Annotated in this window: 12 protein-coding genes; 5 read left to right on the top strand and 7 right to left on the bottom strand. The window is 66.7% G+C overall.

Annotation, left to right across the window (positions count from 1 at the left end; all coding sequences use genetic code 11):
- The 3 genes from AC5Y49_RS03380 to AC5Y49_RS03370 form a co-directional block, all read right to left on the bottom strand.
- Positions 1-1,104 (bottom strand): acyl-CoA dehydrogenase family protein, encoded by a 1,104-nt coding sequence (locus AC5Y49_RS03380; protein ID WP_499884351.1) that lies wholly within the window; start codon positions 1,102-1,104, stop codon positions 1-3.
- A gap of 7 nt (positions 1,105-1,111) precedes the next feature.
- Positions 1,112-2,272, bottom strand: a complete 1,161-nt coding sequence (locus tag AC5Y49_RS03375; protein WP_499884643.1) for an acyl-CoA dehydrogenase family protein — start codon at positions 2,270-2,272, stop codon at positions 1,112-1,114.
- A gap of 101 nt (positions 2,273-2,373) precedes the next feature.
- Positions 2,374-3,360: an NAD-dependent epimerase/dehydratase family protein gene (locus tag AC5Y49_RS03370; RefSeq protein WP_499884350.1), complete on the bottom strand. Its 987-nt coding sequence runs from the start codon at positions 3,358-3,360 to the stop codon at positions 2,374-2,376.
- Positions 3,361-3,579: 219 nt separating this feature from the next.
- Between AC5Y49_RS03370 and AC5Y49_RS03365 the strand changes: the two genes are divergently transcribed.
- The 3 genes from AC5Y49_RS03365 to holA are packed head-to-tail and all read left to right on the top strand — an operon-like array spanning position 3,580 to position 6,982.
- Positions 3,580-4,407 (top strand): ComEA family DNA-binding protein, encoded by an 828-nt coding sequence (locus AC5Y49_RS03365; RefSeq protein WP_499884349.1) that lies wholly within the window; start codon positions 3,580-3,582, stop codon positions 4,405-4,407.
- Positions 4,408-4,457: 50 nt separating this feature from the next.
- A complete protein-coding gene (locus tag AC5Y49_RS03360; protein ID WP_499884642.1) occupies positions 4,458-5,972 on the top strand; it encodes a ComEC/Rec2 family competence protein in 1,515 nt (504 codons plus the stop codon).
- A gap of 8 nt (positions 5,973-5,980) precedes the next feature.
- Entirely contained in the window at positions 5,981-6,982 is a 1,002-nt protein-coding gene (gene holA, locus AC5Y49_RS03355; protein ID WP_499884641.1) for a DNA polymerase III subunit delta, read from the top strand.
- 30 nt (positions 6,983-7,012) lie between these two features.
- On the opposite strand, the gene rpsT is transcribed toward holA, so the two are convergent.
- Together rpsT and AC5Y49_RS03345 are read right to left on the bottom strand one after the other, a co-directional pair.
- Positions 7,013-7,273 carry a 30S ribosomal protein S20 gene (rpsT, locus tag AC5Y49_RS03350; protein WP_499884348.1) on the bottom strand — a complete coding sequence of 87 codons (261 nt, stop codon included), beginning with the start codon at positions 7,271-7,273 and terminating at the stop codon, positions 7,013-7,015.
- A gap of 269 nt (positions 7,274-7,542) precedes the next feature.
- Positions 7,543-8,385, bottom strand: a complete 843-nt coding sequence (locus tag AC5Y49_RS03345) for a ribonuclease Z (RefSeq protein WP_499884347.1) — start codon at positions 8,383-8,385, stop codon at positions 7,543-7,545.
- Positions 8,386-8,664: 279 nt separating this feature from the next.
- Between AC5Y49_RS03345 and AC5Y49_RS03340 the strand changes: the two genes are divergently transcribed.
- Positions 8,665-9,093 carry a CBS domain-containing protein gene (locus AC5Y49_RS03340; protein ID WP_499884346.1) on the top strand — a complete coding sequence of 143 codons (429 nt, stop codon included), beginning with the start codon at positions 8,665-8,667 and terminating at the stop codon, positions 9,091-9,093.
- 10 nt (positions 9,094-9,103) lie between these two features.
- Here the strand turns inward: AC5Y49_RS03340 and AC5Y49_RS03335 are convergent, their stop codons facing one another.
- Positions 9,104-9,706: a type II toxin-antitoxin system PemK/MazF family toxin gene (locus AC5Y49_RS03335; protein ID WP_499884345.1), complete on the bottom strand. Its 603-nt coding sequence runs from the start codon at positions 9,704-9,706 to the stop codon at positions 9,104-9,106.
- Positions 9,707-10,248: 542 nt separating this feature from the next.
- Here AC5Y49_RS03335 and lepA point away from each other — a divergent pair.
- Positions 10,249-12,102, top strand: a complete 1,854-nt coding sequence (gene lepA, locus AC5Y49_RS03330; RefSeq protein ID WP_499884640.1) for a translation elongation factor 4 — start codon at positions 10,249-10,251, stop codon at positions 12,100-12,102.
- 87 nt (positions 12,103-12,189) lie between these two features.
- Here lepA and AC5Y49_RS03325 read toward each other — a convergent pair whose 3' ends face one another.
- A complete protein-coding gene (locus AC5Y49_RS03325; protein ID WP_499884344.1) occupies positions 12,190-14,187 on the bottom strand; it encodes a glycoside hydrolase family 15 protein in 1,998 nt (665 codons plus the stop codon).
- Positions 14,188-14,206 lie beyond the last annotated feature (19 nt).

Raw genomic sequence — 14,206 nt, 5'->3', positions numbered from 1 at the left:
CTACAGGGTGACGATGTCGTAGTCGCCGACGTGGTCGATGAGGACGTGCAACTGGTCCTGTGACGAACCCAGCGTGCGCTCGATCGCGGTGAGCCGGGCTGCATAGTGGCCGAGCGGATACTCGGCGGTCATGCCGATGCCGCCGTGCAACTGGATCGCTTCTTGGGCGATATGCCGTCCTGACCGACCGATCTGCAGTTTCGCCCGTGCCGCGATCAACGGGTCGAGTGTGCCGCCAGCGATCGACATCGCGGCATAGAAGTTCATGCTGCGGGCCAGCTCCATCGAGACGTACATGTCGGCGGCGCGCTGGGTCAGCGTCTGGAAAGTATTCAGGGTGACGCCGAATTGCTTGCGCGTCTTGAGGTAGTCGGTTGTCAGCCGAAGCGCTTCCTCCATGGCGCCGACCGCCTCGGCGCACAACGCCGATTGGATGCGGACAATCGCATTCTGGATGGCCGCCGATGCGTCGACCGCATCGCCGAGCGGCTCGCCGGCAGCCTGGTCCAGGTCGATCTGGGCACCGCGCGCACCGTCGAAAGTCTGGTACGGCCGTCGGGTGACGGCCCCGTTGCCGTCCAAATCGGAGACCAGGAACAAGCCGGTTCCGCCGTCCGGCAAGGCGGCGCTGACAATCAGGGTGTCGGCGCAGTCGCCGGCGAGCACCGGGTTCTTCTGCCCGCTCAGTAGCCATGAATCACCTTGTTGCACAGCGGTTGTCGCAATCCCGGTCCTGGGCTCGAGGTGAGCGAACGCCAGCAGCCTTTCACCGGACGCCACGTCGTCCAGCACCTGCTTTTGGGTATCGGTGCCCAGCTCGGCGATGATCGCGCCGGGTCCCAGCGCGGCGTGCACGACCGGTTCGGGAGCCAGCCGGCGCCCGATCTCGGTGAGTACCACCATGATCTCGATCTGGCCCGCCTCGGCTGGATCGAATCCCAAGCCGAGGATCCCGGTGTCGGCCAACTGGCTCCACACTTCGCGGCTCCAGCCCAAATCGGTGCCGACAACCTTCAGGCGGCTCTCCGGGTCGTAGGCTCGCGACAGCAGGTCGCGGGTGGTGTCGCGGAGCAGCGTCTGCTCGTCGCTTAGTTGAAAGTCCATGACAACCTCACAATCCCAGGATGGTGGACGCGATGATGGTGCGCTGCACCTCGTTGCTTCCGCCGTAGATCGACGTCTTGCGGTAGTTCAGGTAACGCGGTGCACTCCCTTGCGCCCACCCGGGTGAGGCGATGCCGTCGCCGGCATTGAACGGCAACGCATCCGGCCCGGCCACCTCCATCAGAAGTTCGGTCGCGGTCTGCTGTAACTGGCTGCCACACAGTTTCAGCACCGACGATGCCGGGTTGGGCTTACCGCCCGACGAGCCCGACGCCACCCGCATCTGGGTGAGCTCCAGTGTCAGCACCTCGTTTTCGGCTTCGGCGAGACGGGCCGCGAATAGCGGATCGTCGAGCAGGCCGGCCTCGGTAGCACGCTGCTTGACCTCCGCGAGGCGAACTTTGGTCCGGCCCACCTGCGCGATCCCGGTCCGCTCGTTGCCTAACAGAAACTTCGCGTAGGTCCAGCCCTGGTTCTCTTCTCCCACCAGCTGATCGGCGGGGACCCGGACGTCCTCGAAGAACACCTCGTTGACTTCGTGGCCGCCGTCGATCAGCTTGATCGGCCGCATCGTGATGCCCGGGGTGTCCAGGTCGATCAGCAGAAACGAAATCCCGGCCTGCTTTTTCGGTGCCTGCGGGTCGGTGCGTACCAGGCAGAAGATCCAGTCCGCGTACTGGCCCAGGGTGGTCCAGGTCTTTTGCCCATTGACGACATAGCTGTCACCGTCGCGCACCGCAGTGGTACGCAGCGACGCCAAGTCGGAGCCGGCTTCGGGCTCGGAAAAGCCTTGACACCACCAAATGTCCAGGGCCGCCGTCGGCGGCAGGAAGCGCTGCTTGGTCTCCTGGGAACCGAACTCGGCGATCACCGGCCCGACCATTTTGGCGTTGAAGTTCAGCGGCTCGGGTACCGAGGCCAGCTGCATCTCGTCAAGCCAGATCTGGTGTTGAGTCGGCGTCCAGTCCTTGCCGCCCCATTCCACGGGCCAGCTGGGCACTGCCAGACCGTGATCGTTGAGGATCTTGTGGCTGGTGGCGAGGTCATCGCGGCTGGGCGGTAATCCCAGGCGGCTCCGCTCCCGAATGTCCGCGGGGATCTGCGTGGTGTAGAAGGTGCGAAGCTCGTCGCGGAATGCGGCTTCGTCCGCTGTGAGCGCCAATTGCACGGGTGTCTCCATCTGTTGGGAACTCTGTTCAGCACGTTAGCCGGTGGCCTCCTGGCGCTCCGCTGCCCCCGGCGCCCGCCTGCCTCCGCCCCGCCCGGCCCTCAGAGTGACTCCGCGAGTGCCTGCAATGTTTGGGCCGACGTGTACCGCGGCGTCCAGCCGAGCTGGGTTTTGGCCTTGTCGGTGGCCATCACCACCGATGTGCGGGCGATGTGCAGCCATTCCGCGGCCGAGGGAACGAACGGCAGTCGGGCGATCACCGTCGACGCGGCCGTCGCCGCAGCGGCGGGCACCCGCACTGGTCGGCCGCCGAGCGCCGCGGCCAGCTCGGAGACCGACAGCACCCCGTCGCCGGCGATGTTGTAGGCGCCGGGCGGAGCCGAACTGGTGGCGGCCAGCACAATGGCGGTGGCGACGTCATCGTGGTGGACCAGCTGTAACGGATTGCCCGGGTCGGGAACCGGGGGTTTGAGCAGGGGCATCCGCCGGATCGCAGCGCCGGCATACGGAATGCGGTTCCACGGCATGGCGTCGACCAACGCGTGCGCCTGCGGGCCCGCGACGATGCAGGGCCGCAGAACGTAGACCTCCAGCGGTGTCCCCGCGGTGATCTCGTCGAGCGCGGCTTCGCAAGCCGCCTTCTGCTGGGAGTAATAGTGCTCGGGTGAGCCCCGCGCTGGTACGTCTTCGGTCAACGGGACGGGGTTCTCGCCGTGATAGCCGTAGGCGGCTACCGACGAGCTGTACACCAGACGGCGCGGCTTCTCGGCGGCGGCCCCGGCCGCGCAGGCATCGAAGACATTCCGGGTGCCTTCGAGGTTGACCCGTTCACTTTCCTGACGGGATCCCATGATGATGAACGCCAAGTGCACCACCACGTCAGCCTCGGCGACCAAGGCGTCCACCGCGTTGCGGTCCAGGATGTCGCCTTGCAGATAGATCGTCTTGGACCAACCCCGCGACGACGGCTCGAAGGGCCGGCGCGCCATGCCGATGATGCGGTCGACGGCCGGGTCGCGCTCCAGCGCCGTCACCGCCGAGGTGCCGATTTCGCCGGTAGGCCCGGTAACTGCGACAGTGAGTCCCACGTCAGCCTCGGTGGCGCCCAGATCGCTTGACGATCTCGAGGCCGATTCCACTCGACGCGCCAGTGACCAGAGCCAAACCCATAGTCGCCCGGCTACCCGCATGCTCGATCGCCAAACCTGCCGGCGACGGTTGTACACAGTTTCGGCTTACTCCACAGTGGGTCCTCGGCACCGCTGCGACGGCGCTGTGCCGACGGTCGGCGCACCTACCGTCGGCGCATGCGAACAGAATTGCCTGCCGAGCGGCTGCACCGGCGACTCGGCGCCCGGCCCGACACAAAGCCTGATGCGACCGACGACGGCGACGACGACCCGAATTCCTTGCTGCCGCGCTGGCTTCCGGACAGCACGGCACACAACGCCGGTTTGTTGGCCCGGATCCGCGCCGATCCCGGTCGTGCCGGCGCTATTGCGCTGGCGGTGATTGCCGCGATCGCGGTTCTGGTCACCGTGTTCACCCTGGTACGCGACCAGCCGGCGCCCGTGGTGTCGGCCAAGCTGCCACCGGTGGAGATGGTGTCGAGCCGCAGCCCGACCGCCACCGCACCGGCCGGGCCGGCCCAACCGGTGATCGTCAGCGTGGTCGGTCTGGTGCACACGCCCGGACTGGTCACATTGGCGCCCGGCGCACGGATCGCTGACGCGCTGAAGGCGGCGGGCGGCGCGATGGACGGCGCGGACACCATCGGGTTGAACATGGCCCGACAGGTCGGCGACGGCGAGCAGATTGTGGTCGGTATCGCCCCGCCCCGCGGCCAGCCGACCGCGTTGGGCAGCTCGGTCAATCCGGGTTCGGCGCCGGCAACGCCCGTCGCACCCGGGAAACCATCCGGGGCGGCATCGGCCAAGCCTGGTGAGGTTATCGATCTGAACACCGCGACGGTCCAGCAACTGGACACCCTGCCCGGCATCGGACCGGTTACTGCCGCCGCGATCGTGGCGTGGCGAGAGGCCAACGGCAAGTTCAGCAGCGTCGACCAGCTCGCCGAAGTCGACGGTATCGGGCCGGCGCGGCTGGACAAGTTGCGCGCGCTGGTCCGTGTCTAGCGCCCGTGCAGCATCCGTTGCTGGCCGATGCGCCGGCCGCGCGGCTCGACGTGCGGTTGGTGCCCGCCGCACTGGCCGGGTGGGTAGTCACCGCCGCCGGGATCGTCTGGCCGATCGGCAATGTCGTTGCCGCACTGTGCGTAGTCAGCGCTGCCTCGGGAGCACTGCTGGCGCGCAAGCCACACCTGCGGACCCTCGGCATCAGCCTGGCCGCGATCGGGGTCGTGGGCGCGGGATTCGGTTTCGCAATCGCATTACGCGCGGCGGCAGCCGCGCACCACCCGATTACTGCGGCGTTCGGGACGGCCGCGAAAGTGACGGTCATACCGAGCGAAAGCGCGGTGCCGCTGGGCCGCGGCCGGCTGATGTTCCGCGCGAAGCTGCAGCGCCTCGCGGGCGACGAGATATCCGGCCGGGTAGTCGTTTTCGCGCCGGCGCAGGCGTTTGGGGAGGTGATGGTGGGCCAGCCGGCGCAATTCCGGGCACGGATCACCCGTCCCGCCCGCCATGACCTGACGGTTGCGGTGCTCAACGCGATCGGCGAGCCGACTATGGGACGTGCCGGGCCGGTGTACCGGGCTGCGCATGGCGTGCGCGCTCAGTTTGCCGGCACAGCACGTCGAGTGTTGCCGACCGACCAGGCGGCGATGTTGCCCGCCCTGGTCCTCGGCGACACCTCGCAGGTCACCCCTGCGACGAGCCGAGAGTTCCGGGTGGCGGGGCTGACGCATCTCATGGCGGTATCCGGGGCGAATGTGACGATCGTGTGCGGCGCGGTGCTGTTTTCGGCACGGCTGATCGGGCCGCGATCTGCGGTGGCCCTCGCCGCTTGTGCGCTGGTGGTGTTCGTCGTCGTGGTGCAACCCACTGCCAGCGTGTTGCGCGCCGCCGTGATGGGCGCCATCGCGCTGGTGGGGGTGCTGTCGAGCCGGCGGCGCCAGGCGATTCCCGCACTGTCGGCCACCGTGCTGGTGTTGATGGTCGCCGCTCCTCAGTTGGCGGTCGACGTTGGTTTCGCGCTGTCGGTGCTAGCCACGGCGGCGCTGGTGGTCATTGCGCCGGTCTGGTCGCGGCGGCTGGTGTCGGCCGGCTGGCCTAAACCGTTGACGGACGCGATCTGTGTGGCGTGTGCGGCGCAGCTGGTGACGGCGCCACTGGTCGCCGGGATCTCCGGCCAGGTCAGCCTGGTGTCCGCGGCCGCCAATCTGGCGGTGGCGGCGCTGATCGCGCCGATCACCGTGATGGGTAGCGCTGCAGCCGCGCTGTGCCTGCTCTGGCCGGCCGGCGCACAACTGCTGATCCGGTTCACCGGTCCGGAGCTGTGGTGGGTGTTGCACATCGCGCACTGGGCGGCCGCGGTACCGGCCGCCAGCGTGCCGGTCCCGGCCGGGTTCCAAGGCGTCGTGCTCGTCAGCGCCCTCGCGGTGCTGACCGTGGTGCTGTGGCGCTGGCGATGGTTTCGGGTGGCGGCTGCGGTCGGCGCTGTGGGCCTAGTGGCCTGGTCGCTGTCGGGCTTGGCGCCGACGGGGTCGCTGTCGGTCGGGCGTGACACGATCGAGTGGTGAGCCAGGCGTTGCACCTCGTACTGGGTGACGAGGAATTACTGGTCGAGCGCGCCGTCGGCGAAGTGCTGCGTGCCGCGCGGCAGCGGGCCGGCACCGACGACGTGCCAGTGAGCCGGCTGCGGGCCGGCGAAGTCGACACTTACGAACTCGCCGAGCTGCTGAGCCCGTCGCTGTTCGCCGACGAGCGGGTCGTGGTCCTCGAAGCCGCCGGTGAGGCCGGTAAAGATGCCGCTGAATTGATTGCCGCCGCTGCCGGCGACGTCCCGTCCGGCACGGTGCTCGTCGTCGTGCACTCGGGTGGCGGGCGGGCGAAAGCGTTGGCCACTCAGTTGCAGTCGTTGGGCGCGCAGGTGCATCCGTGTGCGCGAATCACCAAAGCCGGCGAGCGTGCCGATTTCGTCCGCAACGAATTTCGCTCGCTGCGGGCCAAAGTCGACCAGGATACGGTCGCCGCGCTGCTCGACGCCGTGGGCTCTGATGTGCGTGAACTCGCCTCGGCCTGTTCACAATTGGTGGCCGATACCGGAGGTCGCGTCGACGCCGCCGCGGTGCGCCGCTATCACAGCGGCAAAGCCGAGGTGAAAGGTTTCGACATCGCCGACAAGGCGGTGATCGGCGACGTCGAAGGAGCCGTGGAGGCCCTGCGGTGGGCGATGATGCGCGGGGAGCCGCATGTGGTGCTGGCCGATGCGCTGGCCGAGGCCGTGCACAGCATCGGGCGGGTGGGCTCCCAGTCCGGTGATCCTTACCGGCTGGCGGGCGAGCTCGGGATGCCGCCCTGGCGAGTGCAGAAGGCGCAGAAACAGGCCCGGGGTTGGTCACGTGACATGGTGGCGACGGCGATGAGGCTGGTTGCCTCGCTGAACGCCGATGTCAAGGGGGCGGCCGCCGACGCAGATTACGCGCTGGAAGCCGCGGTGCGGACGGTTGCCGAATTAGCCGCCGGTGACGATGCGGGCCGGTCGGTCCGGAGTGGAGGTTCCGGCCGGTTACGAGGACAAGCCGGATAGTCGTGCAGCGCTAGCGCCCGGTGCGGTAGTTCAGAGCTTGTTGAAGGCGCGGGCCAGCGCCGACTTCTTGTTGGCGGCCTGGTTCTGGTGGATGACGCCCTTGCTGGCCGCCTTGTCCAGCTTGCGGTTGGTCGACACCAGCAGTTCGGCAGCCTTGTCCTTCTCGCCGGCCTCGGTGGCCTCGCGAAACGCGCGGACAGCCGTGCGAAGCGACGACTTCACCGATTTGTTGCGCAGCCGGCGGCGCTCATTGGTGCGGTTGCGCTTCTGCTGCGACTTGATGTTGGCCACGCGTTAGTTCCTTCGTCGATCTCGATGGGGGTTCAGGCTCCAGGTGCCGGGCAGCTGGGCAGCGAATGACCAGGTTATCAGCCGATGGGCCGCTCTCCCAAAGCCGAGCCCGGCACTGTGCGACCAACGCTACCGCCGCCAAGCGCCGGTCGACAGCTCGCCCACGTCGATCGCACCACTACCGCGGGCCAGGTCACCGACGCTGACCTGCTCAAACGCTGCCGCGCTCGGGTGCCGCGCCGGGTGAACCGCGCCGGCGCAGTCGCCCTTCAGCCACCCGGCCCGACGTCGACGCGGTGTAGGTCGTCGCCGAGCTCGATCCGCCCGTCGAACTCCGCGGCGGCCAGTGCCCGCCACTGGTCTTCCTGCCCCGGCCCGATGGCCGGCACATAGTGCGTCAGCACCAGGGTGGAGACCCCGGCGCGCTTGGCGGTGGCGGCGGCCTGCTCGACCGACGAGTGGTAGTCGCAGATGTCCTTGATCCGCTGCTGCGGCAACTGCATGATGAGATCTTCGCGAATCACGGTGTGCACTAAAGCGTTAGCACCAGAGCTCAGCTGGTCGACGCTTTCACAGGGCACCGTGTCCCCGGCCAGCACGACCGACGCACCGTCGGATTCGATCCGAAACCCGATAGTGGGCGCCACCGGCCGATGATCGGTGGGAGCCGCCCGGATCGTGACACCGTCGTGGGCCCACACCGAGCCTTCGGTGTGCTCGTGTACCTCGACCGGCGGCGGCGCGGTCAGATCGGCGTGGTGGGCGATCCGGTACCCGATGTCGTGGCCGAACGCTTTCAGGGTGGCCTCGACGACCTCTGCGGTGCCCGGCGGCCCGATGATCGGCAGCGGCGCTGGTTCGGAGCCGAAGGTGCTGACCCAGCGGGTGATCAGGACGTCGCCCAGATCGGCGATGTGGTCGCTGTGCAGGTGGGTGAGCAGTAACGCCGATAGCGCGTTGGCGCCCACCCCGACTGCCGCTGCCCGCTGCAGCACTCCGCGCCCGCAGTCTGTCAAAAACAGCTGTCCGCCGGCTCGCACCAGGGTGGCGGGCCCGGCTCGGTTGGGGTCGGGGATAGGACTTCCGGTACCAAGCAGCGTGATTTCGATCATGACGTCAGGTATGTCACACATTCCAAGCGTTCGCCCTCGTAATCGAGGATTAGCCTGTGCCGCTTGCGATTTCAGTTGTCATCGTGCGCTAGGCACATCACCTTGGATACCGGCCAAATTCCACGTACGCGGCGACGGCCAGCTCGCAGCACGCGATCGGCGTCGCTTCGCGGAGCGTGTTCGTGTCCGGTCGGCGGCGGCGATTTTCGCCGGTCGCTTTCGCACCGACGGAGATGTCCGTAGCCTGGTGTGAACCGGATCACAACGCGGGAGGCCTCGATGCGGATTGCAGATGTGTTGCGGAACAAAGGTGCGGCGGTGGTCACCGTCAACCCCGACGCGCCGGTGACCGAACTGCTTGCCGGGCTGGCCGGGCACAACATCGGCGCAATGGTGGTGGTAGGGCCAGACGGCGTCGCCGGCATCGTTTCCGAGCGCGACGTCGTACGTCAGCTGCACACCCACGGCGCTTCGATACTTTCTCGGCCGGTCTCGAAGATCATGACGGCCGTCGTCGCCACCTGCGGCAAGGCAGACACTGTTGACAGCATCAGCATGCTGATGACCGAAAACCGGGTGCGGCACGTGCCGGTACTGGACAACGGAGAGCTGATCGGCATCGTCAGTATCGGTGACGTCGTGAAGACCCGGATGGAAGAACTCGAGGCCGAGCAGGCCCAGCTGCAGTCCTACATCACCCAGGGCTGACCGGCTCGCGTCAGCTCCACGAATAGTCGGCCCGCAACCGGGCGGCCACCACATCGAAAGTGTCGCGCGCCAAAATGGCGCCCTCGCGACGGATTCCCTCCTCGGGTACGTCGAGCACCCGATCCAACCGGACCCAGCTCTCCCGTCCCTCGTCGTCCCAGCTCCCGCTGCCGATGCCGACCCAATCGGGATCAGCGGCGTGCCGATGCTGGCTGGACATCATCAGTCCGAGCAAGGTGCGACGGTCGCGGCCCACCACCAGCACCGGGCGGTCCTTGCCCCGGCTGGGGTCGTCCTCGTAGACCACCCAGGTCCACACGATTTCGCCGGGATCGGCCCGCCCGTCCAAATCGGGGGCATAGACCAGCTTGCGGGCCCGGTGCGCGGTCGGGACGCTGTTATTGGTCACCGGGCGGCCGATGGCGATCTCAGCTGGTGGCGATGACGTGCCGCCGGCGAAGACCTCCATGCCGATCCTGAGGCCTTGCTGAATGCCGCGCTGCATCGTCGGCGAACTCTGCAGCTGGCGGATGAACTTCGGTGCTTCGTTGAACACCAGGTTCTCCGCGAAGCGCTGCAACGTCTTCCACTGTGGCTTGCGTGGGGACGCCATGTTCGCAGCATAGGCGAGAGCGGCCCGAACCGACCGGCTCGTCGGAACCGTGGGCCTCCTGAGCAGGCCCACGTGGGTCTCCGCCACGGCCGCAGCATTCAGCGGGTTTGCTCGACGAAATTGTACGCGCGTCCAACAAATGGCCGCATCCTGCCTCCCCAGCCGGGGATGAGATCCTGCACGAGTTTTCTCACGAATCTTCGATATTCCTCTCAGCTGACTATTAGGCTCATGCACGGTTGGTAACCAAACCTTTGTGCACTGAGGGTTGGCCTTATCTGTTGAGGTGAGGCAGTGAAGTGGGTTGCTCGACCCCCGCGCAGGGGGCGTGGGAGGGAGGGGGTCGGGCAACGCATGTCCGGCGGTTTGCATCGCCCGTAACCCGCCGGACGGGGGTCTCCGGCCCCGGCCGCGTGCGCGCGACCGGGGCCGGAGTTATTTTCGCCTCGTCACGTCGGTGCGAGCGGCGCTCGGCGCGATTGTGTCTCGACCTGGTTGCCTCGATACCCTGGATGGACGCCCACGTATGAGTCCACCAGGAGATTCCCATCAGCAGTTTCGCCGACCAAACGTTCACCGCGCCGGCGCAGATTCGGAACTTCTGCATCATCGCCCATATCGACCACGGCAAATCCACGCTGGCCGACCGGATGTTGCAGCTCACCGGCGTCGTCGATGAACGGTCGATGCGCGCGCAATACCTGGACCGGATGGACATCGAGCGCGAGCGCGGAATCACCATCAAGGCGCAGAACGTGCGGCTGCCCTGGCGGGTCGGGGACACCGACCACGTCTTGCATCTGATCGACACCCCGGGTCACGTCGACTTCACCTACGAGGTGTCCCGGGCGCTGGCCGCCTGCGAGGGAGCAGTGTTGCTGGTCGACGCCGCCCAGGGCATCGAGGCGCAGACGCTGGCCAACTTGTATCTGGCGCTGGACCGCGACCTGGTGATCATTCCGGTGCTCAACAAGATCGACCTGCCCGCCGCTGACCCCGACCGCTACGCCGCCGAGATCGCCCACATCATCGGCTGCGAACCCGACGACGTGCTCCGCGTTTCCGGCAAGACCGGTGAGGGGGTGGCGCAGCTGCTCGACGCCGTCGTCAAGCAGGTCCCCCCGCCCACCGGTGATGCCGAAGCACCTACTCGGGCAATGATTTTCGATTCCATCTACGACATCTATCGCGGGGTGGTGACCTATGTGCGGGTGGTCGACGGCAAGATCACCCCGCGCGAGAAGATCGCGATGATGTCCACCGGCGCCACCCACGAACTGCTGGAAGTCGGCATCGTCTCACCCGAGCCGAAAGCCACCGCCGGCCTCGGCGTCGGGGAGGTCGGCTATCTGATCACCGGTGTCAAAGACGTGCGCCAATCTAAGGTCGGCGACACCGTGACGACCGCGCGCCACGGCGCCGCCGAGGCGCTGACCGGCTACCGCGAACCCAAGCCGATGGTGTACTCCGGCCTGTATCCCGTCGACGGCTCCGACTATCCAGTTCTGCGTGATGCGCTGGATCGATTGCAGCTCAACGACGCCGCGTTGACCTATGAACCGGAAACGTCGGTGGCGCTGGGTTTCGGGTTCCGGTGCGGGTTTTTGGGCCTGCTGCACATGGAGATCACCCGCGAGCGGCTGGAGCGTGAGTTCGACCTCGATTTGATCTCGACCTCACCCAACGTGGTCTACCAGGTGGTCGTGGAAGGCGGGGCCGACGAACGCATGGTGGTGACCAACCCGTCGGATTGGCCGTCGGGCAAGATCCGCACCGTCTACGAGCCTGTCGTCAAAACCACGATCATCGCGCCGAGCGAGTTCATCGGCACGATCATGGAACTGTGCCAGTCTCGCCGCGGCGAGCTCGGCGGCATGGACTATCTGTCACCAGAACGGGTGGAGCTGCGCTACACGATGCCGCTGGGTGAGATCATCTTCGACTTCTTCGACTCGTTGAAGTCGCGCACCCGCGGCTACGCCAGCCTCGATTACGAGGAAGCCGGCGAGCAGGAGGCCGACCTGGTCAAAGTCGACATCCTGTTGCAGGGTGAGGCCGTCGACGCGTTCAGCGCGATCGTGCACAAGGACGCCGCGGCTGCCTACGGCAACAAGATGACCACCAAGCTCAAGGAACTCATCCCACGTCAGCAGTTCGAGGTGCCGGTGCAGGCCGCAATCGGATCGAAAATCATTGCGCGGGAGAATATTCGCGCGATCCGCAAGGACGTGCTGTCGAAGTGCTACGGCGGTGATATCACGCGTAAGCGCAAACTGCTGGAAAAGCAGAAGGAAGGCAAGAAGCGGATGAAGACCATCGGCCGGGTCGACGTGCCGCAGGAGGCTTTCGTCGCGGCGCTGTCGGCAGACGCGGCGGGGGACAAGGCGAAGAAATAGCGGTTAACTGCTGCGCGAGCGTGCGTGTTCCCGGGTTCCACCCCGGCGTGTCGATCGGGGACACGCACGCTCGCACAACAACGCGGCCTACATCGGGGCGTTGGCGGGCTGGAATCCGCCGGTGGAGTCGGCTTCTTCCTCGGCGCGAATCACGTGCACCACGGCGTTGATCAACGCCAGGTGGGTGAACGCCTGCGGGAAGTTGCCCAGATGCCGGCCGGTGCGCGGCTCGATCTCCTCGGCGTAGAGGTGCAGCGGGCTGGCGTAGGACAGCAGCCGCTCGCACAGGTGCTTAGCGCGGCTGACCTCGCCGATCTCGACCAGCGCCGACACCAGCCAGAACGAGCAGATGGTGAACGTGCCTTCCTCGCCGGTCAGGCCGTCGTCGGTCTCCTCCACGCGGTAGCGCAACACCAGGCCTTGCTCGGTGAGGTTATCGGCGATGGCCAGCACGGTCGCGCGCACCCGCGGGTCATCAGGCGGCAGGAACCGGGTGAGCACCACCTGCAGCAGTGACGCGTCCAGCGCGTCGGTGTTGTAGTGCTGGGTGAACACGCCGCTGGGGTTCACCCCGTGTTCGAGGATGTCGGCCTTGATCTCCTCGGCAACGGCCCGCCACTGCTGGGCGTAGCTCTTCTCGCCCTGCCGCTCGGCCAGCTTGGCGCCGCGGTCCAGCGCCACCCAGCACATGACCTTTGACGAGGTGAAGTGCTGCGGTTCGCCACGGACCTCCCAGATGCCGCGGTCGGGCTCACGCCAGTGTCTCGAAGCTTCTTCGACTTGCTTTTTCAGCACCGGCCAGAGCGTCTCGGGGACCTGCTCACGGGATCGGGCGTGCAGGTAGAACGAGTCCAGGATGGCACCCCAGATGTCGTGCTGCGCTTGGTTGTAGGCGCCGTTGCCGATTCGGACTGGGCGCGCATGGTCGTAGCCGGACAGATGGTGCAACTCTTCTTCGACCAGGCTGCGTTCGCCGCCGACGCCGTACATCACTTGCAGCGGATGGCGTTCACCGTTGTTGGCGCCGGACACGTCGGCGATGAACGAGAAGAAGTCGTCGGCTTCGCGATCCAGACCCAAGGTGTAGAGGCCCCACAACGCGAAGGTGGAGTCGCGGATCCAGGCGTAGCGGTAGTCCCAGTTACGTTCGCCCTGAGGTGTTTCCGGCAGTGAGGTGGTGCTGGCAGCCAGTAGCGCGCCGGTAGGCGAATACGTCAAACCTTTCAGAGTCAGCGCGCTGCGCTGTAGGTAGGCCCGCCATGGGTGGTCCGGGAAGTTGCCGATGTTGATCCACTGTCGCCATGACTCGGTGGTCTGCCACATCTTGTCGGCAGCCTCTTTATAGCTTTGCGGCGCAGGATGTTTGGACCAACTCAACGCGACGAACACGTCGTCGCCCTCTTTCAACCGGGTGCGTGCTCGTGCCTCGCGGCCCTCCAGTCCGATCCGCAGGTTGGTGGTCAGGCGCAGCGTCGGATAGGCGTCGGGGTTGTGTTTGGCCCGAGCGATGGCTTCGCCGTAGGCATTGGCCGAGTATTCCCAGGTCGCCCCCACGCGGTGGTAGTCGAACGCCGGCTCGCAGCTCATCATCAACTCGACGGTGCCCGACACGCAGCGCACCGTGCGCAGCAGAATGTGCTCCGCGTCCCAGTCCATCGGGGTACGACGATGCGTGCGCGACCGCCGTTCGATGTCATGCCAGGGACCCATCACCAGCGCGTCGCGCACGATCAGCCAGCCGGTATGGGTCTGCCAGGTGGTCTCCATGATCAGGCTGCCGGGCAAGTAGCGCCGAGCCGACGGCACCGAGACCCCGTAGGGCCCCAACCGGAAGTGGCCGGCGCTTCGATCCAGGATCGCGCCGAACACGCTGGGTGAGTCCGGCCGCGGCACGCACAACCACTCGACCGAACCGGCCGGCGAGATCAGGCACGTCGTCTCGCAGTCGGACAGAAACGCGTAATCGGCGATCGGCGGGAACGGGTTCCGCAACGACCCGGTCGGCGTGAAGGGCACCGGGGACGTGACGGTGAACGGGGGGACCTCCTCGGAAGCTTCTTCGGTCGAATCGGCGTGCAAAACCATGCCGCCATCATCATCTGTG

The sequence above is a fragment of the Mycobacterium sp. NGS62 genome, from assembly GCF_059812285.1.
The sequence above is the reverse complement of the archived record's forward strand: the minus strand, read 5'-3'. Positions and strand labels throughout refer to the sequence as shown.

What these genes read in the sequence shown, in the direction of transcription:
- AC5Y49_RS03365 (WP_499884349.1), top strand. Translation starts at nt 3,580, where the DNA reads ATGCGAACAGAATTGCCTGCCGAGCGGCTGCACCGGCGACTCGGCGCC.
- AC5Y49_RS03340 (WP_499884346.1), top strand. Translation starts at nt 8,665, where the DNA reads ATGCGGATTGCAGATGTGTTGCGGAACAAAGGTGCGGCGGTGGTCACC.
- AC5Y49_RS03345 (WP_499884347.1), bottom strand. Translation starts at nt 8,385, where the DNA reads ATGATCGAAATCACGCTGCTTGGTACCGGAAGTCCTATCCCCGACCCC.
- AC5Y49_RS03335 (WP_499884345.1), bottom strand. Translation starts at nt 9,706, where the DNA reads ATGGCGTCCCCACGCAAGCCACAGTGGAAGACGTTGCAGCGCTTCGCG.
- AC5Y49_RS03380 (WP_499884351.1), bottom strand. Translation starts at nt 1,104, where the DNA reads ATGGACTTTCAACTAAGCGACGAGCAGACGCTGCTCCGCGACACCACC.
- AC5Y49_RS03325 (WP_499884344.1), bottom strand. Translation starts at nt 14,187, where the DNA reads ATGGTTTTGCACGCCGATTCGACCGAAGAAGCTTCCGAGGAGGTCCCC.